The organism is Bradyrhizobium sp. NAS80.1 (assembly GCF_001908205.1).
Classification (GTDB): domain Bacteria; phylum Pseudomonadota; class Alphaproteobacteria; order Rhizobiales; family Xanthobacteraceae; genus Bradyrhizobium.
The window spans coordinates 1-8,824 of the sequence record NZ_LGHL01000193.1; the positions used below are offsets into that span (position 1 = coordinate 1).

General features: G+C 63.1%; 4 protein-coding genes and 2 pseudogenes. 4 read left to right on the forward strand and 2 right to left on the reverse strand.

Translation table 11 applies throughout. From position 1 onward, the window contains the following. Positions 1 to 157: 157 nt before the first annotated feature. A pseudogene (locus AC629_RS35055) lies at positions 158 to 884 on the forward strand (DnaJ domain-containing protein). A gap of 222 nt (positions 885 to 1,106) precedes the next feature. On the opposite strand, the pseudogene AC629_RS35060 reads toward AC629_RS35055, so the two are convergent. Continuing rightward, positions 1,107 to 2,952, reverse strand: a pseudogene (locus AC629_RS35060) (serine hydrolase). 389 nt (positions 2,953 to 3,341) lie between these two features. Here AC629_RS35060 and AC629_RS35065 point away from each other — a divergent pair. Continuing rightward, positions 3,342 to 3,680 carry a phasin family protein gene (locus tag AC629_RS35065; RefSeq protein ID WP_084809334.1) on the forward strand — a complete coding sequence of 113 codons (339 nt, stop codon included), beginning with the start codon at positions 3,342 to 3,344 and terminating at the stop codon, positions 3,678 to 3,680. 71 nt (positions 3,681 to 3,751) lie between these two features. Here AC629_RS35065 and AC629_RS35070 read toward each other — a convergent pair whose 3' ends face one another. Continuing rightward, a complete protein-coding gene (locus AC629_RS35070; protein WP_084809335.1) occupies positions 3,752 to 5,113 on the reverse strand; it encodes a TadE/TadG family type IV pilus assembly protein in 1,362 nt (453 codons plus the stop codon). 478 nt (positions 5,114 to 5,591) lie between these two features. On the opposite strand from AC629_RS35070, the gene clpS reads away from it, so the two are divergent. Together clpS and clpA are read left to right on the forward strand one after the other, a co-directional pair. Next, positions 5,592 to 5,924, forward strand: a complete 333-nt coding sequence (gene clpS, locus AC629_RS35075; protein ID WP_027530069.1) for an ATP-dependent Clp protease adapter ClpS — start codon at positions 5,592 to 5,594, stop codon at positions 5,922 to 5,924. Between the two features lie 281 nt (positions 5,925 to 6,205). Then, a complete protein-coding gene (gene clpA / locus AC629_RS35080) occupies positions 6,206 to 8,617 on the forward strand; it encodes an ATP-dependent Clp protease ATP-binding subunit ClpA (RefSeq protein ID WP_084809337.1) in 2,412 nt (803 codons plus the stop codon). The last annotated feature ends 207 nt before the right edge of the window (positions 8,618 to 8,824 follow it).

Here is an 8,824-nt window from a genome sequence, read left to right on the forward strand (position 1 = left end):
AAGCGAGGTCCAACACCTCGCTTTCCTGCAAAATCGAATATTATATCAAGACCAATTCTGCTTATTTCTCAGACCGATCCGTATTCTTCACGGACGACATCGTAGACGCACGGAAGGACGCCATGCTTTTTCACGACAGGGCGACTATATTCCCGCCATGACCCTGATTGCCGGCGCTGTCGCCGTTATCACACTTTATCTGCTGCTCCAGATGTTCCGTGCAGCCAATCCGGCAGTGCTGGCGCGCACCATCAAGTTTGGCGGCGGCGTAGTGGCGCTGGCGGTCGCTGCCTTCACGGGCTTGCGGGGCGAACTGGCGGTGGCGATCCCGCTCGGGATTTTTGGCGCCGGGCTGCTCGGCTGGACGCCGCTTTCGAACGCCGGCTTCGGCGGTGTCGGAGGACTGTTCGGTGGCGGTGCGTCGCGCCCGTCGGGCCAGGCCTCGCGCGTGCGTTCGCAATTCCTGGACATGCGTCTCGACCACGATTCCGGCCAGCTCGGAGGCCAGATCGTTGCCGGGCCATACGCCGGGCGCGATCTCGACGAGTTCGATCTCGCTGGCTTGCTGGCGATGGTCCCGGCGTTCGACGCCGAGAGCGTGGCCTTACTTGAAAGCTATCTGGACCGCCGGTTTCCCGCTTGGCGTCAAAACGCGCAGAGCGATGCGGCAGGGGGGGCAGCGCCGCACGGCGCCGAGCGGCAAAATGACGGCGGAGGAAGCCTATCAGATCCTTGGCCTGCAGCCGGGAGCGGGGCGCGCCGACATCAGCAGGGCTCACAAGTCCCTGATGAAGAAACTCCATCCCGACCAAGGGGGCTCGACGTACCTCGCTGCCCGTGTAAACGAGGCCAAGGATACTCTGCTTCGTACGCATAACGGCTAACTCCGGCACCACGCTACAAACGCCCGTACCGCGTGAGCTCCGCTTTGCTCTGTCTGCCGTCGCCCCGATGCCCGCCATTGTCGGCGTGGTCGATCCGTTGAGTAAAGCCTTAACCGTAAATCCTTGACGAGAGGTTGTTACGGATCCGAGTTTGCGAAATCGCACCCGGAAACAAAAATGCCCGCGCAAGCCGCGGGCATTCTTTCGGAACCGGGGAGGCGATCAGTTGCGGACCGTGATGCAGGAGATCTCGGCGCGCTTCAGAGCGCGGCAGACGGCTTCGGCCTGGTCGCGCTCGAGCCCGGCGAAACGGGCGCGATAGAGCTTGCGATTGTCCTTGGCGACGACCGGCTCGGTGAACGGGTCGGCCTTGCTGAGCAGGCCGCGGGCCGAGCTGCGCGCCGCGTCGATGCGGTGCTGGGCTTCGTTCTCGCTTTCGAGCGCGCCGACCTGGACGATCCAGCCGCTGTGGGTGACGACCGGCTTGGTGGTGGCGCTTGTCTGGGTCGGCTGCGGATCTGCGGAAGCAAGCTTTGCAGCAGACGGGGCGGTGGCGGTGGCCGTTGCCGCCGGCAGCACGCCCAGGATGCCGTTGCCGGTGCCGAAGCCAGCCGGCTGCCGCGGCAGTTCGGTGCGGGTGATCTCGGCCTTCGGCGCTTCCGGCTGGCTCGCGATCTCGGGCTTGTTGGATGGGGTCGGCCCGGGCAACGACGGCGCCGGAGGTTTCCGCGACGTCGGAGCGGGGCGCAACCGTGTTGGTGACCTGCGGTGTGACCTGGGCCGGAGCGGCGGAGGCGACCTTCACGGCGCCGGCCTTGACCTGAACCGTCTTCACCCGAACCGGCTTCATCGGTTCCGACGAGCCGGGAATGATGGCCAGCGGCTGGGTCGAGATCACGCCATTGGTGAGCGGCGCCGGCTCGATCTTGGATTCAGTTGGCCTCGCTTCCGGCTTGTTGGTCTCAGATTTGGGCTGGGCCGGCGGCATCGCGGCGGTGGCGGCCGCAAGCGCGGACAGGCGCGAGGCGAGACGCGACGAGGCTGCTTCGGGGGCAGGGGCGGCCGCGGTCTGGACCTGCGGAGCCGGACGGGCCGGGGTATCCGATGCATCGGCGACGTCGGTATTGGCGTCAGCGCTGTTGCGCTCGGTGACAGCAGCGACAGTGTGGGTGGTCGCGCCCTTCTCGAGATTCTCCGCGAGCAGGTTGCGCATGATGGCGTCGCGCGAGCCGCCGCTGCGGCCGCCGAGCACCACGCCGATCAGATGGCGGTTGCCGCGGCGGATCGAAGTCACGAGATTGAAGCCGGAGGCGCGGGTGTAGCCGGTCTTGATGCCGTCCACGCCCTCGACGCTGCCGAGCAAGTGATTGTGGTTGCGGATCGACTGTCCGCGCCAGCTGAACGTGGTGGTCGAGAAAAAGCGATAGTAGCGCGGGAAGCGCTCCTGGATGGCGCGGCCGAGCGTGGCCTGGTCGCGCGCGGTCGTGACCTGCTCGTCGTTGGGAAGGCCGTTGGCGTTACGGTAGACCGTCTTGGACATGCCAAGCGAGCGCGCCTTGCGCGTCATCATCGTGGCGAAGTCGTCCTCGTCGCCAGCGATCGCTTCCGCGATCACGACCGCTGCGTCGTTGGCCGAGCGGGTGACAAGACCCTTGATCGCGTCCTCGACGCGAATGGTCTGGCCGGCACGCAGGTTCAGCTTGGTCGGATCCTGATTGGCGGCGTGCTGCGACACGGGCATCTCGGTGTCGAGCTTCATCTTGCCGGACTCGAGGCGCTCGAACAGCAGATAGAGCGTCATGATTTTGGTCAGCGAGGCGGGGTGGCGCAGTCCGTCGGGGCTGGTCGACTGGAGGACTGAGCCGGAATTGCCGTCCACGATGATGGAGGCGAATTTCGAGCTGGAGCTCTCGGACACATCGCGCTGCACGCGGTGGTGCGCGTAATGGCGGCGGTGGCGCCGCGCCTCGGCAGCATCGGTGGTGAAGATGACTGCGGTGGTGGCCGTGAGAAGCCCGAAAACGCCAACCCGCGCCAAGCGCGAGGAAGACAAGTTTTTGCGAAGCATGAAACCCCGTCCCCGTTTCTAACTTGATCACCGGCTCGTGAGGCGAAATTGTGCCCAATGGACCGGGATCATTACCTGCTCAGGCTGTCCCTCCGCTGGTGTTCGCTGCGGAGGACGTTGGGCCTGAGCCGCTGTTCTGGCTAAGGTGATGTTCTCAAACGGCTTTCGACCGCCTGCGGAAGCAGAACACGCCTAGGGAATCAGGGTAGGGGGCCGCGGTTTCCAAAAGCTTAAGGAACCCTTGCGGGGACCCCCGGGATTCTACGCGACTTGGATCTATTTTTGTGCGTCGCACAAGGATTCTTGACTTTTTTTGTGCGTTGCACTAATTTTGAGCGGAGTCAGGGAGCCGGGGCTTCCCGACGCGAGCCAGGGAAAAGGATTCCGAAATGTTCAAGGTTGAAGACTTTCAGAACTACGGGAAAGAGCAGTTCGAGCAGTGCGTTGCTTCCGCGACCTCGATGCAGCACGGCCTCCAGGCGATCGCCAGCGCTTATGGCGACTACACCAAGAAGTCGTTCGAAGACACGAAGTCCTTTGTCGAGAAGCTCTCCGGCGTGAAGTCGTTGGAAAAGGCCGTGGAAGCGCAGACCGATTTCGCCCGTTCCGCCTACGAGACCTTCGTTGCGGAATCGCAGAAGATCGCCGGCCTCTACAGCGACCTCGCCAAGCAGGCGTTCAAGCCGGTCGAGACCGTCGTGTCGAAGTTTACCCCGGCCGCCAACTAACGATTTCTACCTGGAATCAAAAAGCCCGGCTGATCCAGCCGGGCTTTTTTCGTTTGTCGTGGCGGGCCGTCTCAGCGCGCTACGCGTAGCTTCGAGAGCGACGTTCCGATGTCCTTGAACACCGACACCGTCTGGCTGGCCTGCGTCACCAGATAGAACTTGTCGGTGCCGCTTGCGCAATATTGCAGCACGCTCGAGGTCGGGTCGCTACCGGTGTTCACCTGCACTGTATAGATCGTGATGTTGTTGGGCTGGGCCTTGGCGTTGTCGCACAGCTTCTTCTGCCGCGCGTCGATCTGCGAGGCGTTGCTGTACCAGCGGTTCTGCGTGTTGAGGCCGTCGGAGAGCAGCACGATCGCGTCCTTGTTGGTGTAGTTGGTGTCCTTGGCCGGTGCGTTCATGGGATCGCCGGACGACAGCGTCATCCACCCCCAGGCGAGGCCGAGGCCCTGGTTGGTGTTGCCGGTCGGCTTCATGGCGTCGATCCGGCCCTTGAGCGAGGTCCAGTCGTAACTCAGCGGCATGATCGGCTGCAGATAGGCCGAGTTGGCCGTGTTACAGTACGAATATTGCTCGGCGGGGAATAGCGTCCCCACATTGCCGCTCGTCGGCGTGGTGTTCTTGGTATCGTAGTCCTGGTCGCGATCGACCACGCAGCCGGTCCAGGTGTTATGGTTAGCCGGCGTCCAGGTCTTTCCGGCGTTCACGCACGCCGACTGGGACTTGTAACTCGTCACGCTGCAGGACCCATTCGCGGCGTCCCAATCGGAGAAATCCATCCAGTACTTGCTGTAATTGCTGGCGCCGACGTTGACGTCCTTGGCGAACGGGACAATCGAGATGTAGACGTCGCCGTTGTTCTTGGCGAGCGCGCTGAGCTGGTCGACCAGGTTCTTCGCGGCCGTCTGCATCGCCGACATCTTGCCGTTCTGGGCCATCGATCCGGTGTTGTCCAGCACCAGAGCCACGCGCAAGCGCACCATGCCCCAGGCACTGGTCGAACTGGTGCCGATGTCGAGCGTCGGGAAGCCGGCGATCTTCATGAAGCTGGTGGTGTAGGTGCCGCTTCCGCTGAGCTGGACCGTCGAGCCCATGCTGCTGCTCGCGGTGTAGTTGGCCGAGACGGTGACCGACGGGAGGGTGTTGGTGTCGGTGAACAGCGCGTTGAAATAGGCCTGCGCCTTGGTGCTTAGCTGCGACGTGGTGATGGTGCCGGACGACAGGTCCTTGGAGAGCATCAGCGCGGTGGAGTCGAGGGCCGCCTGCATCGAGGTGCGGGCCTTGACAGCCCGGCTATAGTCGACCGCGGCACCGACGAAGCCCAGGACCGGGACCAGCGCGATGGCGAAGATCACGGCTATATTGCCTTGCTCGGCCGCAGCAAAGCGGGCGAGCTGTCGACCAATGCGGCGGACAACGGGCAGATGAAACATGACGGTCCCTGAGGTCTGTGATTTTGCCCGATTTCGCGCTGCAGCCCTTGAACGCTAGGTAAATTGGACTTTGGAAAGCCGGGTGCATCCCCGCGCCAAACCGCCGCGGTCATGTTGCCGTTAGGTTCCTGGTCAACATGTTCTAAACGGGCAAGGCGGAAATTTTTGTCAAATCGGTCCGGATTGATTAACCTTGGCCGGGATCGCCCCGACCGGGAATCGGGACCGTTGCGGCCGAACCTTGCGCGCTTGCGGCAAGACGGGGGCAGGCCCATATTCCCGGCGATCGATCCGGCTTGGACCGGACCGGTTGGAAGCGGCGATCCAACAAGGTGGCGCGCCTGTGTGAAGCTCCGAAGGGCGGAGCTGCGCGGCGGACCCGTCACTCGCTTCCATGGGGAATTCGAACGCCTGAGCCATGCCGCAGATTGCTTCCATATTTGACCTGTCCGCGGCCGCCGCCGCCCAAGCTCCCCGAATGAGCAACGACGAGAACCGTTCCGGCGGTCCGGCGGGGCCGAACACTTCGGTGATCACCAAGGTCAAGCCAAAGACCAAGCGGCCGAACCTGTACCGTGTGCTGATCCTGAACGACGACTACACGCCAATGGAGTTCGTCGTGCACGTGCTCGAGAAGTTCTTCCAGAAGGACGTCGAGGCCGCGACCAAGATCATGCTGCACGTCCATCATCACGGCATCGGGGAGTGCGGCGTATTCACCTACGAGATCGCTGAGACCAAGGTGACGCAGGTGATGGATTTCGCCCGCAAGCACCAGCATCCGCTGCAATGCGTGATGGAAAAGAAGTAAGCCGCCTCACAGCGCGTTGAAGCCGGCCCCTGTGTAAGTCGCAGTGTGATCGTCGCGTGATGTCTGCGCGCGGCAGCCTGTTGCTGCCGGCAAGGTCGGGAATTCTGCACCGGCGCCAATCCCGCCCAATTCGGAACGGGTTTTGCATCGAAAATACCGCGGGTGTGCAGCCGCCGGGAACCGGTCTTTCGCCGCGATCTTGTATAACTATATGTGACAAAGGTTGTTGTTGCCTGACCGGGCGATGACGATCATGATGGTGGGGGCCATAGAGGACGCGAATGCCGACTTTTTCCCAAAGCCTTGAACAATCCCTGCATCGTGCGCTGGCGATCGCAAACGAGCGTCATCACCAATACGCGACGCTCGAGCATCTTTTGCTCTCCTTGATCGATGACTCCGATGCCGCCGCCGTCATGCGCGCCTGCAGCGTCGATCTCGACAAGCTGCGCGCGAGCCTCGTCAATTATCTTGAAACCGAATTCGAGAATCTGGTGACGGATGGCGCAGATGACGCCAAGCCGACCGCCGGCTTCCAGCGCGTGATCCAGCGCGCGGTGATCCACGTGCAGTCCTCCGGTCGCGAAGAGGTGACCGGCGCCAACGTGCTGATCGCGATCTTCGCCGAGCGCGAGAGCCATGCCGCGTATTTCCTGCAGGAGCAGGACATGACGCGCTATGACGCCGTCAATTACATCAGCCACGGCATCGCCAAGCGGCCGGGCGTCTCCGAGGCGCGGCCCGTGCGCGGCGTCGACGAGGAGACCGAGACCAAGGGCACCGAGGACGCCAAGAAGAAGGGCGAGGCGCTCGAGACCTATTGCGTCAATCTCAACAAGAAGGCGCGCGACGGCAAGATCGATCCGGTGATCGGACGCAATTCCGAGATCAATCGCGCGATCCAGGTGCTGTGCCGCCGACAGAAGAACAACCCGCTGTTCGTGGGCGAGGCCGGCGTGGGCAAGACCGCGATTGCAGAAGGTCTCGCCAAGCGCATCGTCGACAGCGAGGTGCCGGAGGTGCTTGCGGCTGCCACCGTGTTCTCGCTCGACATGGGCACGCTGCTCGCCGGCACGCGCTATCGCGGGGATTTCGAAGAGCGCCTGAAGCAGGTGCTGAAGGAGCTCGAGGCGCACCCCAACGCTATCCTGTTCATCGACGAGATCCACACCGTGATCGGTGCGGGCGCGACGTCGGGCGGGGCAATGGATGCGTCGAATCTGCTCAAGCCCGCGCTTGCCTCGGGCACCATCCGTTGCATGGGCTCGACGACCTACAAGGAATACCGCCAGCACTTCGAGAAGGACCGCGCGCTGGTGCGGCGCTTCCAGAAGATCGACATCAACGAACCGACGGTCGAGGACGCGATCGCGATCCTCAAGGGTCTCAAGCCGTACTTCGAGGACTACCACCGGTTGAAGTACACCAATGAGGCGATCGAGGCCGCCGTTCAGCTCTCCTCGCGCTACATCCACGACCGCAAGCTGCCGGACAAGGCGATCGACGTGATCGACGAATCCGGTGCGGCGCAGATGCTGGTCGCCGAGAACAAGCGCAAGAAGACGATCGGCATCAAGGAGATCGAGACCACGATCGCCTCGATGGCGCGGATTCCGCCGAAGAGTGTCTCCAAGGACGATGCCGAGGTGCTCAAGCATCTCGAGCAGACCCTGAAGCGCACCGTGTTCGGCCAGGACAAGGCGATCGAGTCGCTCGCCGCTTCGATCAAGCTGGCACGAGCTGGCCTGCGCGAGCCGGAGAAGCCGATCGGCTGCTACCTGTTCTCGGGTCCGACCGGCGTCGGCAAGACCGAAGTCGCAAAGCAGCTCGCGGCGACGCTCGGCGTCGAGCTGCTGCGCTTCGACATGTCCGAATACATGGAGCGGCACACCGTGTCGCGCCTGATCGGTGCGCCTCCCGGCTATGTCGGCTTCGACCAGGGCGGCCTGCTCACCGACGGCGTCGACCAGCATCCCCATTGCGTGGTGCTGCTCGACGAGATCGAGAAGGCCCATCCCGACCTCTACAACGTGCTGCTCCAGATCATGGATCACGGCCGGCTCACCGATCACAACGGCAAGCAGGTCAACTTCCGCAACGTGATCCTGATCATGACGACGAACGCGGGCGCGTCGGATCTCGCCAAACAGGCGTTCGGCTTCACGCGCTCGAAGCGGGAAGGCGACGACCACGAGGCGATCAACCGGCAGTTCGCGCCGGAATTCCGCAACCGTCTCGATGCCATCGTCTCGTTCAGCCATCTCAGCGTCGAGGTGATCGGCACGGTGGTCGAGAAGTTCGTGCTGCAGCTGGAGGCGCAGCTCGGCGACCGCGACGTCACCATCGAGCTGACCGAACCCGCCAAGACCTGGCTGGTCCAGCACGGCTATGACGAGCAGATGGGCGCGCGGCCGATGGCCCGCGTGATCCAGGAGCACATCAAGAAGCCGCTGGCCGACGAGGTGCTGTTCGGCAAGCTGAAGGGTGGCGGCCACGTCCGCGTCGTTCTGGTCAAGGACGAGGCCGACGAGACCAAGGACAAGATCGGCTTCGAGTTCCTCGATGGCCCGGTTACGCCGAAGCAGGAAAAGCTGCCCGGTACCCGCAAGCGCCCGCCAGGCAAGTCCAAGCCGGGCGGTGGCCCTGGCGGCTCGAAGGGGCCGACCTCCAAGGGCCCGCTGGTCAAGGCTTGATCGCGGGCGTTATGAATCGAAAAGGCCGGCTGAAAAGCCGGCCTTTTTGTTGTGTGCCGAGTATGAGCGACAGCTTGGAGGTGGAAGTCCTCTATCCAGCCTGATGGCGGTGAAGGATTAGCGAAGCGCAAGGGCGTCATCGCGAGGTGGGGTCTGAAGAAAGCGTGGAGCAAAGCCGCGGCCCGATGGACAAACACCGGATAACGA

Excerpts from the sequence above, each read along its gene's own strand:
- AC629_RS35065 (WP_084809334.1), top strand. The coding sequence starts at position 3,342 with ATGTTCAAGGTTGAAGACTTTCAGAACTACGGGAAAGAGCAGTTCGAG.
- AC629_RS35070 (WP_084809335.1), bottom strand. The coding sequence starts at position 5,113 with ATGTTTCATCTGCCCGTTGTCCGCCGCATTGGTCGACAGCTCGCCCGC.
- clpS (WP_027530069.1), top strand. The coding sequence starts at position 5,592 with ATGAGCAACGACGAGAACCGTTCCGGCGGTCCGGCGGGGCCGAACACT.
- clpA (WP_084809337.1), top strand. The coding sequence starts at position 6,206 with ATGCCGACTTTTTCCCAAAGCCTTGAACAATCCCTGCATCGTGCGCTG.